General features: G+C 46.1%; 22 protein-coding genes and 1 pseudogene. 13 read left to right on the forward strand and 10 right to left on the reverse strand.

Going from position 1 to position 25,516, the window contains the following annotated elements; genetic code table 11:
* The first annotated feature begins 77 nt into the window (after window positions 1-77).
* From ACFQ45_RS16025 to sucD, 6 genes and pseudogenes are all read left to right on the forward strand, one after another.
* Window positions 78-2,915, forward strand: a complete 2,838-nt coding sequence (locus tag ACFQ45_RS16025) for a 2-oxoglutarate dehydrogenase E1 component (RefSeq protein ID WP_377369517.1) — start codon at window positions 78-80, stop codon at window positions 2,913-2,915.
* A 31-nt stretch (window positions 2,916-2,946) separates the two neighbouring features.
* A pseudogene (locus ACFQ45_RS16030) lies at window positions 2,947-3,159 on the forward strand (biotin/lipoyl-containing protein); the annotation flags it as partial.
* Between the two features lie 123 nt (window positions 3,160-3,282).
* Entirely contained in the window at window positions 3,283-4,476 is a 1,194-nt protein-coding gene (odhB, locus tag ACFQ45_RS16035) for a 2-oxoglutarate dehydrogenase complex dihydrolipoyllysine-residue succinyltransferase (RefSeq protein WP_377369992.1), read from the forward strand.
* 78 nt (window positions 4,477-4,554) lie between these two features.
* Complete coding sequence (lpdA, locus tag ACFQ45_RS16040) at window positions 4,555-5,994, forward strand: dihydrolipoyl dehydrogenase (RefSeq protein ID WP_377369519.1); 1,440 nt, start codon at window positions 4,555-4,557, stop codon at window positions 5,992-5,994.
* Between the two features lie 85 nt (window positions 5,995-6,079).
* The gene (sucC, locus tag ACFQ45_RS16045) at window positions 6,080-7,246 is read left to right on the forward strand and encodes an ADP-forming succinate--CoA ligase subunit beta (protein WP_377369521.1); all 1,167 of its coding nucleotides are present in this window, start codon (window positions 6,080-6,082) and stop codon (window positions 7,244-7,246) included.
* Window positions 7,246-8,118: a succinate--CoA ligase subunit alpha gene (sucD, locus tag ACFQ45_RS16050; protein WP_067210799.1), complete on the forward strand. Its 873-nt coding sequence runs from the start codon at window positions 7,246-7,248 to the stop codon at window positions 8,116-8,118. Before sucC ends, sucD begins: the two co-directional genes overlap by 1 nt.
* A 282-nt stretch (window positions 8,119-8,400) precedes the next feature.
* On the opposite strand, the gene ACFQ45_RS16055 is transcribed toward sucD, so the two are convergent.
* Window positions 8,401-9,300, reverse strand: a complete 900-nt coding sequence (locus ACFQ45_RS16055) for a LysR family transcriptional regulator (protein ID WP_377369524.1) — start codon at window positions 9,298-9,300, stop codon at window positions 8,401-8,403.
* 94 nt (window positions 9,301-9,394) lie between these two features.
* Here ACFQ45_RS16055 and ACFQ45_RS16060 point away from each other — a divergent pair, with 94 nt between their 5' ends.
* The 3 genes from ACFQ45_RS16060 to ACFQ45_RS16070 all read left to right on the forward strand — a co-directional run bounded on the left by ACFQ45_RS16060 (window position 9,395) and on the right by ACFQ45_RS16070 (window position 12,566).
* Complete coding sequence (locus tag ACFQ45_RS16060) at window positions 9,395-10,633, forward strand: gallate dioxygenase (RefSeq protein WP_377369526.1); 1,239 nt, start codon at window positions 9,395-9,397, stop codon at window positions 10,631-10,633.
* Window positions 10,634-10,754: 121 nt separating this feature from the next.
* Window positions 10,755-11,975 (forward strand): L-2-hydroxyglutarate oxidase, encoded by a 1,221-nt coding sequence (gene lhgO / locus ACFQ45_RS16065; protein ID WP_377369528.1) that lies wholly within the window; start codon window positions 10,755-10,757, stop codon window positions 11,973-11,975.
* 132 nt (window positions 11,976-12,107) lie between these two features.
* Window positions 12,108-12,566 carry a hypothetical protein gene (locus tag ACFQ45_RS16070; RefSeq protein ID WP_377369530.1) on the forward strand — a complete coding sequence of 153 codons (459 nt, stop codon included), beginning with the start codon at window positions 12,108-12,110 and terminating at the stop codon, window positions 12,564-12,566.
* Between the two features lie 18 nt (window positions 12,567-12,584).
* Here ACFQ45_RS16070 and ACFQ45_RS16075 read toward each other — a convergent pair whose 3' ends face one another.
* Window positions 12,585-13,073, reverse strand: coding sequence for a MarR family winged helix-turn-helix transcriptional regulator (locus ACFQ45_RS16075; RefSeq protein ID WP_377369532.1), 489 nt, complete (start codon window positions 13,071-13,073; stop codon window positions 12,585-12,587).
* Between the two features lie 115 nt (window positions 13,074-13,188).
* On the opposite strand from ACFQ45_RS16075, the gene ACFQ45_RS16080 reads away from it, so the two are divergent.
* Window positions 13,189-14,052 (forward strand): DMT family transporter, encoded by an 864-nt coding sequence (locus ACFQ45_RS16080; protein ID WP_377369534.1) that lies wholly within the window; start codon window positions 13,189-13,191, stop codon window positions 14,050-14,052.
* Here the strand turns inward: ACFQ45_RS16080 and ACFQ45_RS16085 are convergent.
* From ACFQ45_RS16085 to ACFQ45_RS16110, 6 genes are all read right to left on the reverse strand, one after another.
* Window positions 14,034-14,714 carry a response regulator gene (locus ACFQ45_RS16085; RefSeq protein ID WP_377369536.1) on the reverse strand — a complete coding sequence of 227 codons (681 nt, stop codon included), beginning with the start codon at window positions 14,712-14,714 and terminating at the stop codon, window positions 14,034-14,036. The two genes, ACFQ45_RS16080 and ACFQ45_RS16085, sit on opposite strands and share 19 nt — an antisense overlap.
* The gene (locus tag ACFQ45_RS16090) at window positions 14,711-16,306 is read right to left on the reverse strand and encodes an ATP-binding protein (RefSeq protein ID WP_377369538.1); all 1,596 of its coding nucleotides are present in this window, start codon (window positions 16,304-16,306) and stop codon (window positions 14,711-14,713) included. The genes ACFQ45_RS16085 and ACFQ45_RS16090 overlap by 4 nt, the downstream gene beginning before the upstream one ends.
* A 78-nt stretch (window positions 16,307-16,384) precedes the next feature.
* Window positions 16,385-17,668 carry a 2-hydroxycarboxylate transporter family protein gene (locus ACFQ45_RS16095; protein ID WP_377369540.1) on the reverse strand — a complete coding sequence of 428 codons (1,284 nt, stop codon included), beginning with the start codon at window positions 17,666-17,668 and terminating at the stop codon, window positions 16,385-16,387.
* A 121-nt stretch (window positions 17,669-17,789) separates the two neighbouring features.
* On the reverse strand, window positions 17,790-19,214 hold the full coding sequence (locus ACFQ45_RS16100) for an ArnT family glycosyltransferase (protein ID WP_377369542.1): 1,425 nt from the start codon (window positions 19,212-19,214) through the stop codon (window positions 17,790-17,792).
* On the reverse strand, window positions 19,189-20,244 hold the full coding sequence (locus ACFQ45_RS16105; RefSeq protein WP_377369544.1) for a glycosyltransferase family 2 protein: 1,056 nt from the start codon (window positions 20,242-20,244) through the stop codon (window positions 19,189-19,191). The genes ACFQ45_RS16100 and ACFQ45_RS16105 overlap by 26 nt, the downstream gene beginning before the upstream one ends.
* A gap of 82 nt (window positions 20,245-20,326) precedes the next feature.
* The gene (locus ACFQ45_RS16110; RefSeq protein ID WP_377369546.1) at window positions 20,327-21,883 is read right to left on the reverse strand and encodes a methyl-accepting chemotaxis protein; all 1,557 of its coding nucleotides are present in this window, start codon (window positions 21,881-21,883) and stop codon (window positions 20,327-20,329) included.
* Between the two features lie 229 nt (window positions 21,884-22,112).
* On the opposite strand from ACFQ45_RS16110, the gene ACFQ45_RS16115 reads away from it, so the two are divergent.
* A complete protein-coding gene (locus ACFQ45_RS16115; RefSeq protein WP_377369548.1) occupies window positions 22,113-23,144 on the forward strand; it encodes a pirin family protein in 1,032 nt (343 codons plus the stop codon).
* A 42-nt stretch (window positions 23,145-23,186) separates the two neighbouring features.
* Here ACFQ45_RS16115 and ACFQ45_RS16120 read toward each other — a convergent pair whose 3' ends face one another.
* Window positions 23,187-23,585 carry a GtrA family protein gene (locus tag ACFQ45_RS16120; RefSeq protein ID WP_377369550.1) on the reverse strand — a complete coding sequence of 133 codons (399 nt, stop codon included), beginning with the start codon at window positions 23,583-23,585 and terminating at the stop codon, window positions 23,187-23,189.
* A 176-nt stretch (window positions 23,586-23,761) separates the two neighbouring features.
* On the opposite strand from ACFQ45_RS16120, the gene ACFQ45_RS16125 reads away from it, so the two are divergent.
* Together ACFQ45_RS16125 and ACFQ45_RS16130 are read left to right on the forward strand one after the other, a co-directional pair.
* Window positions 23,762-24,646 carry an EamA family transporter gene (locus tag ACFQ45_RS16125; protein WP_377369552.1) on the forward strand — a complete coding sequence of 295 codons (885 nt, stop codon included), beginning with the start codon at window positions 23,762-23,764 and terminating at the stop codon, window positions 24,644-24,646.
* A 50-nt stretch (window positions 24,647-24,696) separates the two neighbouring features.
* The gene (locus ACFQ45_RS16130) at window positions 24,697-25,056 is read left to right on the forward strand and encodes a VOC family protein (protein ID WP_377369554.1); all 360 of its coding nucleotides are present in this window, start codon (window positions 24,697-24,699) and stop codon (window positions 25,054-25,056) included.
* Here ACFQ45_RS16130 and ACFQ45_RS16135 read toward each other — a convergent pair.
* A complete protein-coding gene (locus ACFQ45_RS16135; RefSeq protein WP_377369555.1) occupies window positions 25,053-25,457 on the reverse strand; it encodes a DUF2721 domain-containing protein in 405 nt (134 codons plus the stop codon). The genes ACFQ45_RS16130 and ACFQ45_RS16135 overlap by 4 nt on opposite strands.
* Window positions 25,458-25,516: the final 59 nt, after the last annotated feature.

Raw genomic sequence — 25,516 nt, forward strand, 5'->3', positions numbered from 1 at the left:
AAGGTGTAGCCAGTACGACAAAACATGAGTTATCACGTTTTGTGATAGCTAGCTCGAACATAAAAGGGTGATCGAGAATGCACGAAAGTTTGATGGAGTTGCTATGGAGCACTTCTCACTTTTCAGGGGGTAACCTTGAATATGTTGAGGGGCTGTTTGAAAGCTACTTAGTTGACCCCAACTCAGTATCCGAAGAATGGCGGAAATGTTTTGATCAGTTGCCTAGAATCAGTGAAGCACAGTCGACCGATCTACCACACTCCGTTATTCAACAACAATTCTTAGAGCTTGGTAAAAACAAGTTCCGCAATATGCCTGTTACTTCAGGTGTCGCTGCTAGCTCTGAACACGAGCAAAAGCAAATCAATGTCCTTCAGCTAATCAATGCCTACCGAGTTCGAGGCCATCAGCACTCGACTTTGGATCCTCTTGGTCTACAAAAGCGCGATAAAGTTGCAGACTTGGATCTAGGTTACCATCAGCTTACCGGTGCAGATTTTGACACCCCATTTAAAACAGGTTCACTGTTCTTTAATCAAGAGTCGATGCCTCTTAAAGACATCGTCACTGAGCTAGAGAAGACCTACTGTGGCTCGATCGGCTACGAATTCATGCACATCGTTGACACCCAAGAAAAAGCTTGGTTGCAGCAGCGTGTAGAATCCGTGCGTTCTCGCCCTGAGTACTCTGCCGACACGCGCAAAGCCTTGCTTGAGCGTCTGACTGCAGCAGAAGGTCTGGAAAAATATCTAGCCAGCCGCTACCCAGGTGCCAAGCGTTTTGGTCTTGAGGGTGGTGAAAGCTTGATTCCTATGGTGAATGAGCTGATTCAACGATCTGGTGCCCTGGGTGCTAAAGAGGTTGTAATCGGTATGGCTCACCGTGGTCGCCTAAACGTACTTGTGAACACTTTGGGTAAAAACCCACAAGATTTGTTCGATGAGTTCGAAGGTAAGAAACTGGTGAATACGTCTGGTGACGTGAAATACCACCAAGGTTTCTCATCTAATGTGATGACTGCGGGTGGCGAAGTACATACGGTACTTGCTTTTAACCCATCTCACCTAGAGATCGTCTCTCCAGTGGTAGAAGGCTCTGTTCGTGCACGCCAAGACCGTCGTCAAGACAAGACGGGTAAAACGGTAGTGCCGATTTCCATTCACGGTGATGCGGCGTTTGCTGGTCAGGGTGTGGTAATGGAAACCTTCCAGATGTCTCAGACACGTGCTTACCGTACTGGTGGTACGGTACACATCGTTGTGAACAACCAAGTGGGTTTCACCACAAACCGTCAAGAAGACTCTCGCTCTACTGAATACGCAACGGATGTTGCGAAGATGATTCAAGCGCCGATCTTCCACGTAAACGGTGATGATCCAGAAGCTGTGTTATTTGTGACTCAGCTAGCGCTGGATTACCGTTACGAATTCGGTCGTGATGTCGTGATTGATATGGTGTGTTACCGCCGCCGTGGTCACAACGAAACGGATGAGCCGTCTGGTACTCAGCCATTGATGTACAAGATCATTAGCAAACTGAAAACTACTCGCACTCAATACGCTGAGCGCTTGATCAGTGAAGGTGTTGTGAGTGAAGCGGAAGCGGATCAGCTTGTTAATGAAAACCGTGCTGATTTGGATAACGGTCGTCATGTGGCGAAAAGTTTGGTGCTTGAGCCAAATTCAGAGTTGTTTGTCGATTGGAAGCCTTACCTTGGGGTAGAGTGGACTGATGCGGGGGATACCTCGTATCCACTTGCTCAACTTCAAGAAGTGGCTAAAAAGCTGACAACAGTTCCTGATGGTGTTGTCGTTCAGCGTCAAGTTATGAAGATCTATGAAGATCGTAACAAAATGACTGCTGGGGCGATGCCGCTAAACTGGGGTTATGCTGAAACTTTGGCTTTCGGTACGTTGCTAGAGCAGGGTTATCCTATCCGTATCACGGGTCAAGACTCTGGTCGTGGTACCTTCTCACACCGTCATGCCGTGATTCACAGTCAGAAAGATGGCAGCACTTATGTGCCATTGAAACACTTGTCTGATGATCAGCCTACCTTAGATCTGTACGACTCGTACTTGTCTGAAGAAGCGGTGCTTGCGTTTGAGTACGGTTACTCAACAACTTCTCCTAAAGGTCTAGTGATCTGGGAAGCGCAGTTCGGTGACTTTGCTAACGGTGCACAAGTAGTAATCGACCAATTCATTACCAGTGGTGAGCATAAGTGGGGCCGCCTATGTGGTCTGACAATGCTATTGCCACATGGCTATGAAGGTCAGGGCCCTGAGCACTCGTCTGCACGTCTAGAGCGATTCATGCAATTGTGTGCTGAGTACAACATCCAAGTATGTGTGCCAACAACACCTTCGCAGATTTTCCACATCCTTCGTCGTCAGGCGATTCGTCCGATGCGTCGTCCTTTGATCATCATGTCACCAAAGAGTTTGCTACGTCATAAGCAAGCGATTTCGACTCTTGAAGATCTATCAGAGGGCAGCTTCAAAACGGTTCTTCCAGAAACGTCAGAAGCTGTTAAGCCTGAGAATGTGAAACGCATCGTTATTTGTAGCGGTAAGGTCTACTACGATCTATTTAACCGTCGCGAAGAATTGGCGAAAGAGGACGTGGCGATCATTCGTCTTGAGCAGTTGTACCCATTCCCATACGCTGACTTCGAAGCAGCGTTGGCTCCGTACAAAAATGTTGAAGAGCTTGTTTGGTGTCAAGAAGAGCCTAAGAACCAAGGCGCATGGCATGCCAACCGTCACCGTATGAATCGTGTGTTAGAAGAGTTGTTCCCGAAATTGAAGATCCGCTTTGCTGGTCGTATTTCTTCTGCTGCTCCGGCAGCGGGTTACATGTCTGTACACGTTGAAGAACAAGAAGCGCTGGTTAACGACGCGATTGTCGGCTAGCACCATTGCCTGTCAGAGATAAGGGTAAAAAATGAGTATTGAAATTAAAGCACCTACTTTTCCAGAATCAGTAGCGGATGGCACAGTCGCTACTTGGCATAAACAACCAGGCGAAGCGTGTAAGCGTGACGAGCACATTGTCGACATTGAAACTGACAAAGTTGTTCTAGAAGTCGTTGCACCTGCTGATGGCGTTTTGAAAGAAATCAAGAAAGCAGAAGGTGATATCGTACTAAGCGAAGAAGTGCTTGCGGTATTCGACTCTGGCGCTGCAGCGACTGATGCACCAGCAGCTAAATCAGAAGCTCCTAAAGAAGACTCTGCAGCACCTGCGGCAGCAGCGTCTTCTGCAAAAGAAACTGTTCAAATTAAAGCACCTACGTTCCCAGAGTCCGTTGCCGACGGTACTGTAGCAGCTTGGCACAAACAGCCAGGTGAAGCGTGTAAGCGTGATGAGCACATCGTTGATATCGAAACAGATAAAGTTGTGCTTGAAGTCGTTGCCCCTGCTGACGGTGTGATTGCTGACATTGTTAAAGCTGAAGGCGATACAGTATTAAGTGAAGAAGTTCTTGCTAACTTCTCTGCTGGCGCTTCTGCTGATGCAGCACCGGCTGCGGCACCAGCCGCTGAAGCGACTTCCGCTACAGAAGAGTCTGGCGATGAAGATGGTATTGCTGGCCCTGCTGCACGTAAAGCACTAGCAGAAGCAGGTTTGTCTGCTTCTCAAGTAAAAGGCACTGGCAAAGGTGGTCGTATCACGAAAGAAGATGTTGAAGCAGCAGCTAAAAACAAAGCAGCAGCTCCTGCACCTGCGGCAGCGGCACCAGCAGCAATGCCTGCATTGGGCGCTGATGGTCGCGTAGAAAAACGTGTACCAATGACGCGTTTGCGTGCAACCATTGCTAAGCGTCTAGTTGAAGCCCAGCAAACCGCTGCCATGCTTACAACTTACAACGAAGTAAACATGGGTCCTGTCATGGAGCTTCGTAGCAAGTACAAAGACTTGTTCCAGAAGACTCACAACGGTACTAAGCTTGGCTTCATGTCTTTCTTCGTTAAAGCTGCAACGGAAGCGCTTAAACGCTACCCGGCCGTAAACGCTTCAATCGACGGTAACGACATGGTTTACCATGGTTACCAAGACATCGGTGTTGCTGTATCAACAAACCGTGGTTTGATGGTACCTGTACTACGTAACACTGAAGCAATGGGCCTTGCAGACATTGAATCTAACATCATGGACTTCGCAGTTCGTGGTCGTGACGGTAAGCTAGGTATGGAAGATATGCAGGGTGGTACATTCACTATCACTAACGGCGGTATCTTCGGTTCTCTAATGTCTACTCCTATCTTGAACCCACCTCAAACAGCAATCTTGGGTATGCACAAAATCCAAGAACGTCCAATGGCGGTAAATGGTCAAGTAGTCATCCAACCAATGATGTACCTAGCTCTTTCATACGATCACCGTATGATTGATGGTAAAGAAGCGGTGCAGTTCCTTGTAACAATCAAGGAGCTATTAGAAGATCCAGCTCGTTTGCTGCTTGAAATCTAATGAATTGCACCCACTTTGGTGTATGAGTGAAACTTATCGGGGCGCATAACGCCCCGATAAACAACAATGGATAAATCTATGTCTAATAAATTTGATGTTATCGTAATCGGTGGTGGCCCAGGTGGTTATGTTGCCGCAATCCGCGCAGCGCAATTGGGTCTTAAAGTAGCATGTATCGAAAAATGGTTGGACAAAAACGACAAGCCTCGCCTTGGTGGTACGTGTCTAAACGTAGGTTGTATCCCATCTAAAGCATTGTTGGATTCTTCTCACAAGTATCATGATGCAAAAGACGAATTCTCTGTTCACGGTATTGGCGTAGGCGAAGTGTCTATGGATGTGAACGCGATGGTTGATCGTAAAGACAACATCGTTAACCAATTGACTGGCGGTATCGCTGGTTTGTTCAAAGCCAATGGTGTGACCAGCTTTGAAGGTTTCGGTAAGTTGCTAGCTAATAAAAAAGTTGAGTTCACTGCCCATGACGGCAAAGTAGAAACTTTTGAGGCGGACAACGTAATCCTTGCAACAGGTTCTGTACCTGTAAACATCCCACCAGCGCCGCGCACAGGTGACATCATCGTTGATAACGAAGGTGCTCTAGACTTCCGTGAAGTACCTAAGCGTCTAGGTGTAATCGGTGCTGGTGTTATCGGTCTTGAGCTGGGTTCTGTATGGAAGCGCCTAGGTTCTGAAGTGGTTGTATTAGAAGCACAAGACCAGTTCCTGAGCCTATGTGACCAAGATCTAGCAAAAGAAGCGGCTAAAATCTTCAAGAAACAAGGTCTAGACATCCGCGTCGGTGCACGAGTAACAGGCAGCGAAGTGAAAGGCGAAGAAGTGGAAGTGACTTACCTTGATGCTCAAGGTGCAGAACAGAAGCAAACTTTCGACAAGCTTATTGTCGCTGTTGGTCGTAAGCCATTTACTGATGGCTGTCTAGCGGGTGACTCTGGCGTTAACCTAGACGAGCGTGGCTTCGTGTTTGTTGATGATCAGTGCCGTACAAACGTACCGGGTGTGTTCGCCATTGGTGACATCGTTCGTGGCCCAATGCTAGCGCACAAAGCCTCTGAAGAAGGTGTAATGGTTGCAGACATCATTGCGGGTCACAAAGCGCAAATGAACTACGACTGCATTCCTTCTGTTATCTACACCCACCCAGAACTTGCATGGGTAGGTAAGAACGAACAGCAACTAAAAGCAGAAGGCGTGAAATACAAAGTGGGTAAATTCCCATTTGCTGCGTCTGGTCGTGCTATGGCTGCAAACGATACTGATGGTTTCGTTAAAATGCTTGCATGTGAAGAAACAGACCGTATCCTAGGCTGCCACATCATCGGTGGTCACGCTGCGGATCTGATCGCGCAAGCAGTTATTGCTATGGAATTCGGTTCTACAGCTGAAGACATTGCTTTGACTGTATTCGCTCACCCAACAGTAAGTGAAGCGGTACATGAAGCTGCTCTAGCAGTAGATGGACATGCGATCCACGTAGCAAACCGTAAACGCAAATAAAAATTCGATTTGCCGGCTGATTCAGTCGGCATTTCTGTCTTCGGACAGAGCTTATGTCAATCATTAAGATGAGCGGAATAATCAAATGAACCTACATGAATATCAGGCTAAACAGCTTTTTGCTGAATACGGCCTGCCAGTATCTAAAGGGTACGCAGTAGACACGCCAGAAGAGGCAGTGGAAGCAGCGAAGAAAATTGGCGGTGACAAGTGGGTTGTTAAAGCTCAAGTGCATGCTGGTGGTCGTGGTAAAGCAGGCGGTGTTAAGCTTGTTGATTCTTACGAAGAAGTTTCTGCTTTTGCAGCAAACTGGTTAGGTAAGAACCTTGTAACGTACCAAACAGACGAAAATGGTCAGCCTGTTGCTAAGATCCTAGTTGAGTCTTGCACAGACATAGCCAACGAATTGTACCTTGGTGCAGTTGTAGACCGTTCTTCACGTCGTGTTGTATTCATGGCGTCGACTGAAGGTGGTGTTGAGATCGAGAAAGTTGCTGAGGAAACTCCTGAACTGATTCACAAAGCTGAAATCGATCCATTAGTAGGTGCTCAGCCATACCAAGCGCGCGAAATGGCGTTCAAAATGGGCTTGAACCCAACTCAAATCAAGCAGTTCACTAAGATCTTCCTTGGTTTGTCTCAAATGTTCCATGACAATGACTTCGCACTACTAGAGATCAACCCTCTAGTTATCACTGACGAAGGCAACCTTCACTGTCTAGACGGCAAAATCAACATCGACAGCAACGCTGTATACCGTCAGAAGAAAATGCAAGAGTTCCACGATCCGTCTCAAGAAGACGAGCGCGAAGCTCATGCAGCACAGTGGGAACTTAACTACGTTGCACTAGACGGTAACGTTGGCTGTATGGTTAACGGTGCAGGCCTAGCAATGGGTACTATGGACATCGTAAACCTACACGGCGGCAAGCCAGCTAACTTCCTAGACGTAGGTGGCGGCGCGACGAAAGAGCGTGTAGCAGAAGCATTCAAAATCATCCTTTCTGACAGCAATGTTAAAGCGGTATTGGTTAACATCTTCGGTGGTATCGTTCGTTGTGACATGATCGCAGAAGGTATTATCGGTGCTGTTGAGCAAGTAGGCGTTGAAGTGCCTGTGGTTGTACGTCTTGAAGGTACAAACGCAGAAAAAGGCCGTGAAGTTCTTGCTAACTCAGGTCTAGCTATCATCGCTGCAACAAGTCTGAAAGACGCAGCAGAGCAAGTTGTTAAAGCTGCGGAGGGCAAATAATGTCTGTTTTAATTAACAAAGATACTAAAGTAATCTGTCAGGGTTTCACTGGCGGCCAAGGTACTTTCCACTCTGAGCAAGCGATTGCTTACGGTACGAAAATGGTTGGCGGTGTTACACCAGGTAAAGGTGGTCAAACTCACCTTGGTTTGCCTGTATTCAACACAGTGAAAGAAGCAGTAGAAACAACAGGCGCTGAAGCATCTGTAATCTACGTTCCAGCACCATTCGTTAAGGATTCTATCCTTGAAGCGGCTAACGCTGGTATCAAACTAATCGTTTGTATCACTGAAGGTGTTCCAACACTGGACATGCTTGACTGTAAAGTTAAGTGTGACGAGCTAGGTGTACGTCTAATCGGCCCTAACTGTCCAGGTGTTATCACTCCTGGAGAGTGTAAAATCGGTATCATGCCTGGCCACATCCACATGCCAGGTAAAGTAGGTATCGTTTCTCGTTCTGGTACTTTGACTTACGAAGCAGTTAAGCAAACAACTGACGCTGGCTACGGTCAATCTACTTGTGTTGGTATCGGTGGTGATCCAATCCCAGGTACTAACTTCATCGACGTTCTAGAAATGTTCCAAAACGATCCTCAAACTGAAGCGATCGTTATGATCGGTGAGATCGGTGGTACTGCAGAAGAAGAAGCGGCTGCTTACATCAAAGCAAACGTAACTAAGCCTGTTGTATCTTACATCGCTGGTGTAACGGCTCCTGCTGGTAAGCGTATGGGTCACGCTGGTGCGATCATTTCTGGCGGTAAAGGTACTGCTGATGAGAAATTCGCAGCACTACAAGACGCAGGCGTTAAGACTGTACGCTCTCTAGCGGACATCGGCGCTGGTCTAAAAGAAATCACTGGCTGGTAAGCACTGCTTACATTAGCTAAATAAAATCCTCGCTTCGGCGAGGATTTTTTTTGCGCAAAAGTTATGTTTTGAGTGTCAGACTTTAGCAAAGCTGCGTGCAATTTCTAACCAACTGCTCGATACTTTCCTGAAATAAAGGAAGGATTTTAAGATGAGATTAATCTCTATAGTAACGGTTGCAGCAGCGCTGGATGTTACCAAATGGACCTGGGTGTTTTGTCAGTTTCAATGTTAGTCATGTCCTATTGAACCATAGGTTCACTTTGGGGATTCAGGGATCTCTTACAGAGCATCACAGATTTCTTGCAGAAAAGAAGACACGGCTTGAATGCGTTTGGAACGATATAGTCTACTTGGGTAGACTAGGTTCAGTTGAGCCGCTTCAGTCGCTAACTTAAAATCACGATATATTTCTACTAGTTCCCCTTTCTCTATATGCTCTGAGCAATACTGTTCTGGCAACATACTGATGCCATAGCCTCTAAGAATCGCCTCTCTTACCACCAAAGGGTCGTTACAGCAATTTTTGTCGTCTAACCGCAAGTAGTAGGTCTTGTTATGTCCATACACAGCCAGCTTGTTCACGCTGTAGCGAGTTTCACAATACTGGATGTGGGCTTCTAGATCATTTGGGGTTACACAAGTGCCCATGGTGTCTCGGTAATTCGGTGTCGTGACCCATTTCAAAGAGCCCTTATACAAGGTTTTTGCGATCAATTCAGAATGATCCATAGTCCCAACAATCACAGCCATATCAATTTCATCACGAAGTACATCCATTGGGTGAGCACTGGTCTGAATACGTAATTTTATGTCTGGATACTCTTGGTGAAAACGTATCAAACTCGGCGCTAGGATTTCTCTGCTGAAGGCCAGAGGGGCTGCCAGTTGTACGCTACCCTGGGGAGAGGACTTCATCCCTTGTAAGGTGTGGTCGGCTTCATCAGCTAGGGCTATGACACGCTCGGCGTACTCTAATAATTTATGACCCTCACTGGTGAGGCGCACATTGCGGGAGTTACGTTCAAATAAACGAACCCGATAGCGGTCTTCTAATCGAGTGATGGTTTTGCTAATAGTCGCTTTCGACACATCGAGCTTCTCAGCAGCTTGGGAGATGCTATGGGTTTTCGCGACCCAATAGAAACTTGGTAGATCTCTAAGGGAGTTTGCATTGTTCATAATAGGAAACAGTTTGTTAATATTTTGAGTATTGTTTCGAATATTTTAGCATCTATCATGGTGCCATATAATAAAAACTCACTGGAAAAATTCTATGGCTCGAATCGTTGGTGGAATAGGGGCGTCTCATTCCCCTACCATTGCTTTTGCAAAAGACACGAATAAGCAAAATGACCCTATTTGGTCGCCAATATTTGAAGGGTTTGATCAGCTCAAATCATGGGTAGCTGAAAAAGAAGTGGATGTTTTGTTTTTCATTTTTAACGATCATGTGACGTCATTCTTTTTTGATCACTATTCACCGTTTGTTTTAGGGATAGACGATCAATATTGCACAGCAGATGAAGGGGGTGGTGCTCGAGATTTTCCGCCAGCCAAAGCCCATCAAGAACTCTCTCGCCATATTGCCCACAGTATGGCGGCACAAGAGTTTGATATTTCTACTTTTCAGAAAAAACCTCTCGATCATGGATTTTTTTCACCTTTCTCAATGATGGTGCCAGGAGAAGTTGGAGAGTGGCAAGGCAAGGTTGTACCTCTTCAAGTAGGGGTGCTGCAATTCCCTGCACCGACGGCCAAACGTTGTTTCAACTTTGGTAAAGCGCTTCGCAAGGCTATTTTAAGCTTTCCGGAAGACTTGAACGTTGCCATCGTTGCTACTGGGGGCTTGTCTCACCAAGTGCATGGGGAGCGTTGTGGTTTTAATGATGAGCAGTGGGACCAGGAGTTTCTTTCTTTGTTAGAAACGGACCCAAATAAACTCACTGAATTAACCCATGCAGACTATGCCATTAAAGGGGGTATGGAAGGGGCTGAGGTGATTATGTGGCTCATTATGCGTGGTGCTTTGTCTAACGACATCAAATGTGTCCATAAGACCAGCTATTGTCCATCCATGACCAATATTGCAACGGTTGTGTTTGAAGAGCAGCAGTCGACAGAGGCGGTCAATCATGATCCATTTGAGCAGCTTCACGGGCTAGACACTTTATCAGGCACTTATCCCTTTACGGTAGAGACAAGTCATAGGGCGTATCGTTTAAATGGGTTTCTGAGACGCCTTATTGAGCCGGAGCATCGCCAGCGCTTTGTGACGGACCAGCGGGCTTTGATGGAAGAATATGAATTGTCCGATGAAGAAAAAAACCTAGTATCAGAAAGAAATTGGATTGGTTTGATTCGTTATGGAGTGATCTTTTTCTGTCTTGAGAAAATGGCGGCAGTCCTTGGGCTGTCTAATCCTGAAGTCTATGCTGCCATGCGTGGTCAAACTATGGAGCAATTTCAGGCTTCCCGAAAAGTCTCCATGACCTATTCTGTGTCAGCAAAGTAATATCCTCAAAGAAAATAGGCCGAGACTAAAGTATCAGGCCTATTTTCCCCTTCAATCATAGGATCCTAATGCCTTCGCTCTTATACTTAATCTAAACAATAGTATAAATGATGGAGCAGATATGGATCAGCAGGCATCCAAACAGTTCGACGTGGTAGTCATTGGTGGTGGCATCGTTGGTTTATCAACCGCTTGGCAGATGCAGCAAAAATACCCCACTTGGCGAATCGCGATTGTGGAAAAGGAATCGCAAGTTGCCCATCACCAAACAGGTCACAATTCGGGTGTGATTCATGCGGGTGTTTACTACGCTCCGGGGAGTTTAAAAGCGCAATTTTGTAAGGAAGGTGCGGCGGCAACAAAGGCATTTTGTCAGCTACACGATATTCCATTTGATGAATGCGGCAAACTGCTTGTGGCCACGAATAACATTGAGCTAGAGCGAATGGATGCTCTGTTTGAGCGTTGCCAGACTAATGATCTAGAAGTGCATAAACTCTCTAAAGAGGAGTTGCTTAAAAGGGAACCTAATATCGTGGGTGAAGGGGCGCTTTTTGTGCCTTCTACAGGGATCGTTAATTATCGACAGGTGTGTGACAAACTGGCTCAGATTTTTGAAGAGCAGGGTGGGGAATTGTTACTTCAGACTTGCGTAGAGCACATGGTTGAGAGAGAAGAGGGTATAGAAGTGACGACCAACAAAGGGAACTTGGAAGCACGCTATTTGGTCTCTTGTGCTGGTTTGATGGCGGACCGAGTGACGAAAATGCTGGGCATTAAGACCGACTTTCAAATTGTTCCTTTCCGGGGAGAATATTACCAATTGCCATCTCATCATAATCAAGTGGTTAATCATTTGATTTACCCCATTCCTGATCCTGACTTGCCCTTTCTTGGGGTTCATTTAACCCGCATGATTGATGGCTCAGTTACTGTAGGCCCTAACGCAGTACAAGGCTGGAAGCGGGAAGGCTACGGCAAGATTAATATCAGTATGTCTGATATGGCGACCATGCTGAGTTTTGCCGGCTACTGGCGGCTTATTAAGGGCTATTGGAAGATTGGTTTAAAGGAAACCTACAATTCCTGGTTTAAGTCTGGCTACTTAAAAGAAGTGCAGAAGTATTGCCCGAGTGTCCAGCGCTCGGATCTAACGCCATATCCTGCTGGTATCCGTGCCCAGGCGGTGATGTCAGATGGTTCCTTGGTTCATGATTTTCTGTTCGCACAGAGCAAGCGTAGTCTGCATGTTTGCAATGCCCCGTCACCGGCGGCAACCAGTGCTTTTCCTATTGGAAAATACATTACTGAAAAGTTAGATGTAGTTATGACGAGTGTTTAAGCGTAAGAAAAATACTTAGATCTCTAACTAATGTGTTAGAAAGATGGAACAAATAGCGATGATCCCCCGTTTACTTGCACTCTCTCTAATAAGCGGTCAAATTGTAAAGAAACACAGCAATGGAGAGAGAAGATGCAGATCACGACTAAAGGCGTTACCAAACTGGTTATTGGATCATTTGTTGTTTCCCAGCTCGCAGCATGTGGTACCTTAATTTACCCAGAGCGAAATGGTCAAAAGGGCGGTAAGCTCGATTTAGGGGTCGTTGCGCTGGATGCGGTAGGTTTGTTGTTGTGGTTTGTACCGGGTGTCATCGCCTTCGGTGTTGATTTTGTAACGGGCGCAATTTACCTACCAGGGGGCAGTGTTGCCCAGTTGTCTGATGAGGACATGCAGAAGCTAAAAACACCGGATGGCCAGCTTGACCAAGTTGCCCTGCAAGATTGGTTGATTTCAAATGACTACCTAGATAGCTCTGAAATTGAAGGCCAGCAGTTAATGACTCAGGCTTATCAAACCCCAGATGAACTTAAGCGTGCCGTGGGTATGGCGTCCACTGAGCGTTACGCAAAACTGAGTACATTGAACTAAGGTGGCGCTGGCATTGACCTAGTGTTTACTTTCCAGGTCCCCAAGCCATTTACCCAGAAGGTTCCCTAATACCTCATGCTCCTCGGCGGTTAGACTGTCGAGGAGTTTTTTTTGATTGGTCACATGGGCGTTGACAGCAGGGTCGATGATTTCTTTTCCTAGTTGGGTCAAAGCCACTCGACAACTACGACGATCTGTCTCGTTGTGTAGCCGTTCTACCCATCCTTGAGTCACCAGTTTATCCAGTTTCACAGACACGGCACCGGAGGAAAGTAGGGTGGCTTTATACAGCTCTGTGGGAGTCAGTGGTGTGTCTGAGCGTCTTAACGTCGCCATCAAATCGAATTCAATGCGACTCATATTGTGATCACTAATGACTTTTTCTATTTCCGGAGACAGGAACTTCTCTAGCCGTCCAACTCTGCCAATGATGCCCATGGGAGTGCAATCAAGGTCAGGGCGCACGTTTGCCCATTGGTTGAGAATTTTAGTCACGTGATCGCTCATGGTGCTCTCTTATATAAAAGTATCTTTTTAAAAAGATACTTGATTGTTAGGTGTTAATACAATATCTTTCTCGAAAGTATCTTTTGTGAAAGATAAATTCAAAGAGAGAAGATTTATGTATGCATACTGGTTGGCAGCGGTCGCGCCCATTTTATGGGGCAGTACTTATGCGGCGGTGGGGTTATTTCTAACAGATATGCCAGTCCTTTGGGTGGCGGTTTGGCGGGCCTTAGGTGCAGGCGTCTTTTTGCTACTGTTTGTACGTCGCTTGCCGCGCATGAACCTGCAAAAAGTGTTTGTATTGGGCTTTTTCAATATAGCGGTGTTTTTTGTTCTATTGATGGTGGCGGCATTTCGTCTACCCGGGGGAGTTGCAGGTACTCTAGGAGCTACTTTGCCAATATTGCTAATCCTGATTCAGTGGGGAGTATTGCGTCAATCACCGACTTTAAAAGCCATTTTATCTGCCCTCATAGGCTTGGTGGGGGTGATGTTGCTTCTGAATCCATCAGCTCAGTTAGACGGTATAGGGGTTGCTTGTGCGTTGGGGGCGACTTTGATGATAGCAATTGCCACTCTTTTAACGAAGCATTGGCAGGTGACGGATATTCTAGGCGTGGCGACTTGGCAGCTATTGTTTTCTGGGGCGTTGCTGTTTCCAGTGGCTTGGTGGTTTCAGGGGGCTCCGCCTATGCCTGAAGCTCATCATATTCCGGGACTGCTTTGGTTGGTGATTCTAAATACCGCCATTGGTTATTTGATTGCGGTGAATGCCATTAAGCAAGTTGGCCCGAATGCCTTTGGTATGTTGTGCTTGTTGAACCCTATTGTCGCTGTCTTGTTGGGAATGACCCTTTTGTCTGAGGCGCTGGGTTGGTTGCAGTGGGGCGGAATTGCTTTGGTTATTGGGTCATTGTTGGTGGCGAATGTACGCTTCAAAGGTCGATCAAAGTCTGCCCCTTATGAAGCGACCACATGATACAGCTGTTTAGGGCGCCCGCCGGTATTGTAGTTAAGGCTCATGCTGACCATTCCTTGTTCCTCTAAGTACTCAAGGTAACGTCGTGCGGTAATGCGGCTTAGCTCTAGGTCATTGCCGATTTCTTGGGCCGAAAAAGGCTCCGTACGGGATTTGATATGCTCCATCATGGTGGCTAGGGTTTTGCTATCAATTCCTTTCGGTGTTTTTCGAGTGCGGTTTTGGGTGGTATTTTTGCGCATTAGCTCATCGATCTGAAGTTGATCAACCGACTCCGCACTGTCTAGTTTACTTTGGAACGCAGCAAAATCATTCAGTGCTTGATGTACTCGAGATAAACGTAATGGTTTAACCAGGTAATCTACCACACCGTGTTGAATGGCTTGGGCAACGGTGCTGGACTCCCGCTCGGCGGTTGTCATGATCACGGAGGTAGTAATGTCTGTTTGGCGGATTTCTCTTAGAAGCGACATGCCGCTGCCATCAGGTAGAGTGATGTCTAGCAGAACCAGATCTGGTCGATGGGCTAAATGCATAGTCGCTTCAGCAAGACTTTCAGCGGCAGCAATCACATTAAAAAGCGGGTGCTGATTAATGGCTTGTTCAAGTGTGTAACTTGCTTGTGGATCGTCTTCCACGATTAAAACAGAGTATTGGGTCATTTTTTGAGCTCTCGTTTATCAAGGTACACACTGAATACTGTTGTACTGTCTTCACTGCGTTCCCAATCTAGGCTGCCATTGTAATGCTTTACCACACGATTAACGAGGTATAACCCCATTCCGTGTTGTGCTGCATCCTCTTTAGTACTGACGCCCATGTCTAGAACCCGGTCAGCGAGCGCTTTATCAATACCTGCCCCTGAGTCTTCTACGGTGACCATTAGATGGTTCGTGCGATCACTAATAAAAAGCGTGACGTCAGCTTGCTCATTAGATTTATTGTTCAACACCGCGTAGAAGGCGTTTTCAATGAGATTTCCAATGAGTGTAATGAGGTCGTCATTCACTGATTGATCATAATTTTTGAGCTGGCTGTCTTCATCTAGTGTAAAGGTGATTTGATGTTCATTAGCATAGTGGTATTTAGCCAGTAGCATGCCTGCCACGGGGCTGTTCTCTATGCTTTTAACTAGGTTTCCTAGCATGTGCTGATGAGCATCGCTTTCCCGCTGTAAATAGTTGATTGCTTCACTGGTTTTATTTGCCTGTAATAGGCCAGAAATGACATTAAGCTTGTTGTTGTATTCATGGGTGCGGGCACGAAGCTGGTTAGCATAGGCCGTCGTCCGTGTAAGCTCACGTTCTAGTTCTGACATTTCTTGTTCGTGGTTGAGAACAATTAAATAGCCTGAATGGTTAGAGTCGCCGGTTAATGGGTAAAGCGTCACAGCGAATTCGTGTTGTCCTAAGGTGACAGAACATTTATGGCGATTAGTCAGTGCTTCGACAATCAGCAGAGATAGGGTATTTGAGAGGTTGTTTAAAGGGCTGCCCACTAGCTCATGGGTTTGATGGTCTGATGTGAGCCAGCCAGCGGCTGCACCATTGATGGCGGTGATTCGATGCTGTCGATCAATGGCAATGATGCCTTCACGAATGCTATCTAGGAGTAAGCTGTGCTCTTTAAAGCGTTGTACAATTTCTTCTGGCTCAAAGCGCAAAAAGGTACGTTTTAATTTGCTGATAATCGCCAGCGTGATAGCGATGGCGATTATATATATAAGCGCCAACCAAAGAGTGGCGCCAAGATAATAGTCAAACAGTAATTCCGCGACTGACTGTTCCAGGTAACCAATACTAATGGCTCCAATAACTTGATTGTCGTATTCAATGGGCGCGAAATTTCGTATGGCTCGACCCAGTGAGCCAACGGCAACCGTGGTTTGAACTCGACCTTCTTCCAATGTAGGAAGTATGTCGTCTCCAATAAATGTCTTGCCCACTCGGTCTGAATTAGGGTGACTCAGACGGATGCCATTTTGGTTAGTAACAACTATGTAGGAGGCGTCAGTTTCAGCGCGAATGGGTTCGATATAGCCCTGTAGCGTGGTAGCAGTACCTTGATTAGAGGTGAGGACTCCTTGAATAATTCGTGCGTCACGAGCTAGGACTTTGGCAAGTTCCATCCCCCGTTGGCTGACACCGTCGATATAGGTTTGCTTGGTCACAAATACCAGCAACGCCCCTGAAATTAAAATGGTCAGGGTGATGGTCGCTAAGATAATAGCGCTAAGGTAGGACTTTAGGGTCATGGGATGCGATGTTTGTTCAAAGTGTCCCATAGTATAAAGAAGCTAAGAGGGCTCTCATAGAGAGCCCAGGTGTAAAGTTTAACCGAGAAGTTGAATGGCAAATGTCGCTAGGATAAGCATGAAGGCACCACCAATTCGGGACGATATTTGAGCAAATGGCATGAGTTGCATGCGTCGGCTGGCGGCTAATACCGCAACATCGCCGGTTCCGCCCATGTTCGCCATACACAGTCCACCAGTGATGGCTGATTCGATTGGGAAGAAGCCCATCAAGCGACCGACTAGACCTGCACCAATCGCCGCACCGAGAACAGTGGCGAAGACTAGAGCGAAGTACATAGGTGATAGGGCATCGATAATTTGGTTCAAGTCAGTGTAAGCCACACCGATACCCACCAACAAAGCGGGTGTTAGGTTACCGACTACAAAGGTGTACCAAGCATGAGCTGCTTTCTCTAGCTGTTCTGGCATGATGCCAGACACTTTAATCAAGGCAATCGAAAGAATCATCAGTGCGTAGGTGTGCATGCTAATCACGTTTGATAACAGAGTGCCTAAGAAAAACATGCTGATCGCGATCAAAGCACCTAGGCCAAGCTTGGCTACATCTAGAGGTTCTTTTTTCTCGTTATCAACGATAGCAGTTGCATCTCCGCGGATTAGCTCGCCGTTACCTGTCCAAGTAGGGCGTATTTGGCCAATTTTGTTTAGTAAACCTGCGATCACGATGGCGATGGCATTACCGATAGCAAGAGCGGGCACCATTTGAGACATTAAATCTGAAGCGTCCATTCCGGTACGGCCAGACATGATTTCTACCAAAGGTACGGCACCGGCGCCCATGCCGCCACCCATAATAGGCAAGGCAATCAGCATTAAGGATTCAAATAAGTTCTTACCGAATAACAAGCCGATCAAACCTGCAAACAAGAAAGAAATGGCCACAGCGCCCAAGATAACAGGGATGTATTTAAGAGCTGCTTTCTTAAGGGTTGCAGTGCTCATCCCTAGGATAGAGCCAGTGACTAGGCTGGCAACGTAAAATGACAAGAAACCGCCGCCTTTGGTAAAGGTTGTGATTTGTTGTTCGATATCGCCAGATATCCATTCACTGTGGAATAGGTAAGAAGAACCAAAGATAACGACAATCGCGCCGCCACCGAAGAACTGGTTAATAATAGGAGTTCGGTCACCGATGTAATTCAGTACAAAACCGACAATAGCCATTGCGCCTAATGCGCCAATCATGCCGCCTGGCAACTCGTTAAAGTATGTGGCTAAAAGAATGATAAACGCCGCAACAAAAAGGGTTGCCTTAACGGCGCGCTGGTCATTTGAAGGAATAGCTTCGCTAGTATTCATGAAGGACACTCTCTGTTTGTGATTATTATGGGGGCGAAGTCTACCAATCTATTTCACAGACAGAAGTCCACCTTTACTATTGAAAGTAAAAGGTGGATTTGAAACTTTTGTAATCGAGATTTTACTTAGAACAATAAAACAGCTGGCGTTTTGTGTTTTCACTTTTCAAGACGCACTGCCAAGTTTTTGAAATAACAGACAAAGCTTGTGACGTTTTCGGCTGTATGAAAAAGAACGGCTGAAGTTGTTTTCCCGCCCACGCTTGAACATTGCCAGTAATGGATTCCACGATACCGCGACTGTAGTACTGTGATGAAAAAGACTTCTCGCCAACATAATACAATTGGGCTTGCTTATGTTCAGGTGTGTTTAGCCAACTAGCCGCCAGTTGTTTATCGGACAGCTTGTCTACGGTTGAGGTATTCAAAACGATGACTACCAATATTAAAAGTGCTGGAGTTATAGCCCCAATACCATACCAAACTTTGCGAATAGGGCGTTTAAGCTGCAAGTATGTAATCAAGAGTGCGGCGGCAGGTAAAGCCGGCATCACATAACTCATCAGGATATTTCCAGCCATGGTAAACAACAACAAAGGTGCGAGCATCCAACAGATTAAATAGGAAAGCACCCCCGAATATTCGTCATTCTGTATGGAGGAGTGACGCCAAATGCGTCCTAATTGAGCCATTAAAATCGGCGTCCAAGGCATCAAGGCAATCAACCCAAGAAGCCAGATCATTCCCCTAGGCTGTGTATGAGCTGAACCATATAAATCACCTTCCCAGCCACTCACAAGAAACCGCTTAATATGTTCGCCGACGATAAAATAGTCTAAAAACCCTGGGGTTCTGAGCTCAGCTAAAACATACCAAGGGATTGCAATGATGAGCATTAGCAGGGTGCCTGTGATCCAAGGAAGTCGTCCCCAAAGAAGAGACCACTGGCGGTTAATGGATAGCCATAGGAAGAGACTGATGCCTACCAGCACGATCGCTAATGGCCCTTTGGACAATAGGCCAAACGCCAAGCCAATAAAGAACAGATATCCCCACTTTTTTTCGCCTGTGACCCATGCCATCCAAAAGCCAACCATGGCCATGGTAATAGAAAAAGTCAGGGCTGTATCTGTCATCACTGAGCCAGAGAAGATTAGGAAGGCCGCCGTGGATGTCAGAATGACACAGGCAAATAAGCCACTTCGTGCAGACTTAAAGGTGAAGGTGGCAAAAGGATAGATCAGTAATAATATGCCAGCACCCACAAGCAAATGTGGTGCTCTGGCACCGAACTCATTCACACCAAAAACACTGTATCCAAGAGCACTAAGCCAAGTGAACATCGGAGGCTTACCCCAAAATGGTACCCCATAATCGAACATTGGGGTCACCCAGTTTTGGGTTTCCAGCATGATGCGAGCCATTTCGCCATATCGCGCTTCTGTGGTGTCCATTAATGGGTAAAGCGCGAGAGAAAAAAAGCGAAGTAGTAACAGTCCACTAATGGCGATAATAATCGATTTATTCGCCGGAAAGTGCTTTTCCATTTCTAATATCCTGGTGGGCGTTAATGTGAGAAATGTTTGATTCATTGGCTTGGGGGGAATCCTTGGATTCTTTAAAAATTTCTTCCATGACTACGTAAAGAGGGCGCTGCTTAGATTCGATAAAAAGACGCCCCACATATTCCCCCAGTAATCCGATGGAGAGCAGTTGAACTCCCCCTATAAGTAGAACAACAATTAGCAACGAGGGATAACCTGCCACGGGATCTCCCCAAATGACGGTCTTTGTGAGCACAATTATGGAATAGATAAATGCGATTAACGATGTCGTTACACCAGCAAACGTTGCGAGTCTGAGAGGCTTCGTACTAAAAGAAGTAATGCCTTCAAAGGCAAGTTTGAATAACTTGAAGTAATTCCACTTGGAAGTGCCTGCATGTCTGGGAGCTCGTTGAAAAGTTAGAACCTTGCGTTTAAAACCAGGCCAAGATAGTAGCCCCTTCATAAAACGATTACGCTCAGGCATGCTATTGATCACTTGAACGACTTTGCGATCTAGTAGACGAAAATCCCCAACATTTTCGTTAATGTCAGAGTCTGAAAGGGCGGAAAGGGTTTTATAAAAGAGTTTAGCGGACAGTTTTTTGCAAAAAGTTTCCCCTAAGCGTTCGGTCCTTTGCATTTCAATAATATCGTAACCAGACTCCCATTCTTCAACCATCTGGAATATGCATTCCGGCGGGTCTTGGAGATCTGCATCAAATGGAATCACCGCGCTACCTGAAGCTTTTAGTAATCCCGCGCTCAATGCGCATTCTTTACCAAAATTTCGGCTTAAACGAATAACGCGTAACGAATGGCGGCCGGAGTGCAATGAGCAAGCTACCAACCAACTGTCGTCAGTACTGCCATCATCTATGTAAACAATTTCAGAATGATGTGGCAGTTTATCTAATACCTGTAACAAGGCATGGTGGCACTTCGCTAGGTTTTCAGACTCATTTAAAAACGGCACGATGATAGACAGGTAGGGGGTCGTTGATTCGTTTTTATCAGAAGAGTTAGACATCATTTCTCACACATTAATTGGAATTTTGAGTATCCACTAGAAACATTAAGCGAGTCTTAATGCTCCAGTTACCTATCACTCTGACTTAGGCCTTTGCAGTGAAACCTATCCTAAATCCACCCCAGTGCTTGCCTTTCACATAAATGGGGATCGATAGATCATGAAGCACATCTCCTGTATCACGTTTGTAAGTTTGGAGTAGAAAGGCATCTGTATGGCTACCACAACGTCTTCCTGTGGGATCATCAAAGATACGTTTGGTGCGGTTGTTTAGTAGATCCACATCATAATCACCGGTTAAGGGTTTGCTGTAGCGTTTGTTGTGAGTGGGGAAGTAGCCTTTTCTATTGACGGCACCTGCATAGAGTATGTGCTTTTGGCGCTCAAGGATTGGCTCCTGAATATCAGGCAAATACTGATCTGTGAGACGGTCATAAGCTGTCGAAAACTTAGTGGGATTAGTATTAGGAATCGGCTGGTATTGGTCACCAAATAATGCCGCCTCCGAAACGTCACCTTTTTCAATAAGAGAGTCCAATATTTTGCCAATAGCGCTGGCCGCCGCCCTACCTTCGGCCAAGGTCTCTTTGAAGAAGCTTTCGTATTCTATTCCGTCCAAGTTCAAGAAGATGGATTCCGCGCCCTCGCTTAAAGTACTGGCTTGCTTGGACAGTGTCATGCCGCGATTTGAGAGGCTCGTAAGTGATTGGCTAATATCACCAATGGATCCGTTAATCTGTAAGCTCGTGGTCTGGAAGTCACTGCTGGATTGCTTAATTTCTTCCATGGAAAGGGAGACATTTTGAACATCTTGAGTGATGTGTATGAAGGTGTCTGTAATGCTGATTAGTTCATCTTTAAGGGTGTCGCTTTGGCTAGTGACTTTACTCATGTTATCCCGAGTTTTTTGACTGTTCTGTCGCACCTCATTCAGCATGTCAGCGATTTTTTGTGATGCTTCGGCGCTTTTTCCGGCGAGGGTTCGTACTTCGTCTGCCACCACGGCAAAGCCTCGGCCTTGCTCACCAGCTCGAGCCGCCTCTATCGCAGCATTAAGGGCGAGTAGGTTGGTTTGCTCAGAAACCCCCTTGATTACATCGGTGATGGATTCAATTTCATCAGCACTCTGGTTGAGTCGCTCAATTTGGTGGGCAGCCTCTTCAACGGAGCGAGATAGCTCTACCACCCTTTCTGCCCCGAGCTTGAGTTGTTGCTCGGAGGTGGTGGCCGATGCAGCTGTCTTTTCCATAGTTTGGTTAATGGATGTTATGTGTTGCGACAGTTGCTCGCCGCTGCTGCTCAAAACTAAGGTTGCTTCACTGATCTGCTGACTATGAGTTTCGACTTGTTGGATATGCTTGGTTAAACCGTCCACTGCATGGGACACTTCAGCGGAACCGATGGCCATTTTTGAAGCAGTGATAGAAACTTTTTGCGCTATTTGCTCTGGAGATGTTTCTGCTTTCAATGGCTGATGATGTGATTTAAGCGGTTTTTTCTTAGCTAGAATGTATGCCGTTACGATATTCCCTGAGGCCATTACAACTAAAGTGAATCCATATAATGTTGAAACATCTGGCAAAACAATACCGATTACACCGGTTAACGCAATAACTAGTGAAAATCCCCAATTCTGGCCCATATAACATATCCCTAAAACGCAATTATTTACACAATGTTTATAAACTAAGGATAGGACAATGGAAAGTGAATATAGATTCTACTTAAGTATTACTTCAACTTTTTAAATCAAACCCATCAAACCCTTCGATTTGAAGCTAACAAAAAGTAAGTAAGCATGATTTGGTGTCTCGCCAGCACCGTTTTCATAGGATACCCTTACAAAATCTTTAATACTCTTGGGAGAGATTATGTCCTCGCATATTAAACAGCGCTTGGCCTTGGAAATGTTTTGGCCAACGTTTGATCCATTTTTATTTTGTGCTTTTCACGATGACCGCTTTCCAAAAGGAAATGGAAAATTAGGCCCTGATGCGTCGCTTTCGGGGCGTCATATTGGCCAAGATTTTCAAGGTAAAGACGGCTGGCGTATGTATCACGGTAGCAAGGTGCCAGGTTTTCCAGCTCATCCACACCGAGGTTTTGAGACAGTAACCATAGTCAATGAAGGCTTTGTGGATCATGCGGACTCCATGGGCGCAGCTGGTCGTTATGGGGAAGGGGATACTCAATGGATGACGGCAGGCAAAGGTGTCCAGCACTCTGAGATGTTCCCTTTAGTTCATGATGATCAGCCAAACCCTCTAGAATTGTTTCAGATCTGGTTAAATCTGCCAGCGAAAAACAAGATGGTTGAGCCTCATTTCGCCATGCTATGGAATGAACAAACTCCCATAGTTAAAGTGCCAGATGCGGCAGGACATGAGGTCCATATCAAGGTCGTTGCGGGGGCATACACGTCACCAACAGGTACGATTGCTGAACCTGTTGCGCCACCGCCAGATTCTTGGGCGGCTGATAACGAGAATGATGTGGCAATCTGGATCATTGATCTTGATGAAGAGGCAAGTTGGACCTTGCCTGCGGCAAGCAAAGGTTTAACTCGTGCTTTGTACTTTTTTGAAGGGGACTCGGCTCAAGTGGATGGGACGGAGGTATCGATCAGAGAGGCTTTGGTGCTCGACAGCGATGCGGACATCACTATGAAGAACACTGGCAGTAAGAGTCGCTTTCTATTGTTACAAGGTCGTCCAATTGGTGAGCCAGTACAGCAACATGGTCCATTCGTGATGAATACTCGTCAAGAATTGCAACAAGCATTTTATGATTACCAGCGTACCCAATTTGGAGGATGGCCGTGGGAGCAAAGCGATCAAACCCATGGTTTAGAGAAACGTCGTTTTGCTCGTCACTCCGCTAAGGGCGAAATCGAAACCCCGTAATTAGGTGGTCGAATTCAGGAATCAAAGCTTAGGTCAGAGAGCCTAGGCTTTGAATACCCAAATTTTTGACAAAGAAAAGTTAATTATCATGCCTGCTAAAATGCCAGGTATTAAGGCAGCATACGGATAAATAGGCCAGTTGCTGATACTTAACTGACTACCCCATTCCATTAGTAAGACAAACAGTCCCCAATTCGGAATAAATCCAATCAAAGAGGCGCAGAAGAATCGCCCCCACTGATGGTGAGCCCTTTCATCTCGTCTGGCTTCTTTAAACGTAAAGATCCGATTGAACCACCAATTTGATGTGACGGCCGCCCAAAAAGACAAGGCTCGGGCTACTTCGTAAGGGAGCCAGTGGGACAATATCCAAAGCACGCTGGCATCTACGATAAAGCCTAAAGCGCCAACACTGCCAAATTGTAGAAATTGTCGAGTCATGATGTGTCTTAGGATTTACTTATATGGATAAAGTCAGTGTTAAAGGTTGTTTGATTGTAATGATTCAATCGTTAAGGATTCCTTAAAGGAATGAAATCAATTCTAAATATTCTTTTTACAAATATATAGCAAGGTCACATGCTTAGCTTGTTTTAAAGTAATGGATGTTCGTTTTTATGTGGGTTTTTGTCACCTTATTCGCCGCCGCATGCCAATCCATGCGTACCGCTTATCAAAAGACCTTGTCACAAGAGCAGGGTTTTCTTCACGCAACTATGGCTCGATCTCTCTACGGATTGCCTCTGGTTACCCTTTACCTCTGTATCGTTTGGTGGGCCTTAGGGGGCGTTTCTGCATCAGGTTATGGGCCTTTTTTGTTTTATGGGACAGTCTGTGCCATCGCTCAGATACTGGCGACCTATTTGATGTTGCGGGTGTTCCAATCTGGCAGCTTTGCATTAGGTACCTTGTTGGCTAAGACTGAGGCGGTGTTGGCGGCCTTGATCGGCATTCCGTTGTTACATTATTCGTTAAATGGTATGGCCTGGAGTGGCATCATTCTTGGCGTATTAGGGGCTTTGGTTATGAGCATTAAGCTGCAAAACCTTAGGCATGCCCATAAGGATATGTCCCTGATTGCGGGTCTTGGTAGCGGCTTGTGTTTTGCCGTGACCTCGGTAACCGCCTCCATGGCGAGTCATTCATTAGACGGTTCTATTATTACCAGTGCAGGGGTAACGCTTTGGTACGTTTTGGCACTGCAATCGATTTTGTTATGTGCCATTCAGATCTATAAAGCCCGTGATTTTTTGGCCCCAGTGAATCGATCGGTCGGATTGAGCATAAAAGTAGGTGTGCTCAGCTCACTGGGCTCTATCGGTTGGTTTACGGGCTTTGCTTTAGTGAATCCAGCTCTGGTGAAAACCTTAGGGCAAGCTGAGATTATTGGTACGCTATACTTTTCCAAACGTCGCTTTAACGAGCGAGTCACACCACAACAGTGGGCAGGTGGCGCTATGATCGTGGTGAGTGTTGTGTTGGTGACCGCGGCAGCTTTATAAGGGTGACTTGAATTGGTCGTAAACGTTATAAATTAGAAAGGGTCGGTCTTATGGAATCCAATAAAATAAATTATGTAGAACTGCCTGCTCGAGATCTTGAGGCCAATAAGGCTTTTTTCAGTCAAACCTTTGGTTGGACATTCGTTGACTATGGTCCTGATTACAGTGCCTTTTTCGACTCAGGGTTGGACGGAGGCTTCTTTCGTGCGGAGTTTTGCTCCCGACCTCAGACTGGGGCAGCGTTAGTGGTGCTGTATGCTGAGGATTTGGAGTCAACTTTGGCTCGTGTTGAGAGCAACGGCGGCACCATAGAGCAGACTATTTTCGAGTTTCCCGGTGGACGCCGTTTTCACTTCCTTGATCCATGTGGCAATGAATGGGCGGTTTGGTCGAAGCCATTAGAGGATTAACGCTTTAGCTTGCGCTTAAAATCCACTTTAAAGTTTTTCAAATGGACGTCTAGGGCATCGCAGGAAATGTTAATTTCTCGAACGGATAAATACAGGGAATAGAGCAAACACACTAAACTGGCGGCAAAAATATAGCCGCCTACTTCTTCGTATTGCCAATACAAAGCCATCATGGAGAGGACGCATAGGAAAAAGCTGATCACGCCGGCCTCTTGCATGCGGCGGATTAAATAGATGCGCTTACGCAGGTTGGTGATTTGTTGTTGCGTACTTTCCGTGCTGTGTTCAGGATCAAAGTTACGGATGATAGAAGCAAGGGTAACGAAGCGGTTGGTGTAGGCCAGCAAAAGCAATGAAACTGCAGGGAAGAGCATGGCAGGTGTCGTTAGGGATATGATCATAGGTCGCTCGTTAAATGTAAAACCGAATCCATCAAAATCATCCCCTAACCGTGATTCTG

The sequence above is a fragment of the Rhodanobacter aciditrophus genome, assembly GCF_042679525.1.
GTDB classification, from domain to species: domain Bacteria; phylum Pseudomonadota; class Gammaproteobacteria; order Pseudomonadales; family Marinomonadaceae; genus Marinomonas; species Marinomonas aciditrophus.